The 1,351-nt window shown below is 67.9% G+C and carries 1 protein-coding gene; it reads right to left on the bottom strand.

The annotated features are described in order from the left end of the window. Positions 1-1,351 (bottom strand): 4-hydroxyphenylacetate 3-hydroxylase family protein (locus AC1ROY_RS34010; protein ID WP_493153388.1); only part of this gene is annotated, 1,351 nt, incomplete at both ends.

Genomic DNA, 1,351 nt, shown 5'->3' with positions numbered 1-1,351 from the left:
TGTCCTCGCGTGACATACTGCCCGCCGGCATAGAACATCTCATACTGCAGGTGCCTGGACGCGAATTCCGTCCCCACCGCGTCCCAGGTCAGCTTCATCAGCTTGACCCGCTCCTCGCCCGTCATGGCCGGCGAGATCTGCGTCGCCCGGATGACGCGAGAGAGTTCGGGATGCGAGAAGTCCGCCACCGACGAGGGCAGCATCAGCATGGCACCGCCGGCCAGCTCGCGGATGGACTGGATCACCTGCGGGTACATCTCCTGCGACTGCACCTGCGCCGCGTAGAGCAGGTGCTTGTTGGGCAGGTAGTACTCGCCCACCATCTGGCCGCCCGCCTCCATCCCCAGCACCATCCCCTCGATGACGGCGGCCTGCGAGGCGAGCTTGCCCAGCTGCTCGCGCACGGGCGGGAAGTTCACCGTGCCGATGGTCTCGGCCAGCCCGCGCGCCAGCCCCGCCAGGAAGCGCAGCTTCACGGAGAGGCGGATCTGCGCCTGGTAGTTCTGGTAGACATGGGCATAGGTGTCGTGCAGCTGGGCCCGGCACATGTCGGTGTCGCGGTACACGAAGATGCGCTCCCAGGGGACCTTCACGTCGTCGAAGAAGACCAGCGCGTCGTTCTCATCGTAGCGGAAGGAGAGCGGGTGGTCGTACTCGCTGAGCGCGGCCTCCTCGAAGCTGCGCCGCGAGAGCAGCTTCATGCCCTTGGCGTTCATGGGCAGGGCGCAGGAGAAGGCGAGGTCCTCCTCGCCGCGCTTGAGCGGCTGTCCGGAGCCCACGAAGATCTCGTTGGCCATGATGGCGGAGGTGGCGAAGAGCTTGGCGCCGCGGATGGTGATGCCGGAGCTGTCCTCGTCGACGATGCGGGCGATCATGTCCTCGGCCCCCTCGCCCTGGTCGCCGAAGGCCTTGGATCGGTCGCCCTGGACGTTGTTGATGACGTAGGTGAGGAAGAGGTCGCTGGAGCGGGCGTATTCGTACCAGTCGCGGAAGGCTTTTCCGCGGGCGGGGTCGTGGCGGTCGAAGACCTCGGCGCCCATGAACTGGCCGGAGACGGAGGAGGCGACGTGGTCGGGGGATCGGCCGAGGAAGCCGCAGGTGAGCTCGGCCCATTCGACGAGGGCGTTGCGGCGCTCGACCATCTCGGCATAGGAGCGCGGGAGCTGCCAGGCGCGGCTGACGCGTCGTCCGCCGCCGAGGTCGAAGGTCATGCGCTCGATGTTCTCGGGGCGCGCCTGGTGGTCGTAGAGCATGGCGGCGGAGCCGACGGCGTTGCGGTAGGCGGGGTGGGTGGTGACGTCGGGGACGAGCTGGCCGTTGAGGTAGACGGCGCGGCCGTCGCGGACCGCGC

Source organism: Roseococcus sp. GW821-FHT12F05 (assembly GCF_058806835.1).
The sequence above is the reverse complement of the archived record's forward strand: the minus strand, read 5'-3'. Positions and strand labels throughout refer to the sequence as shown.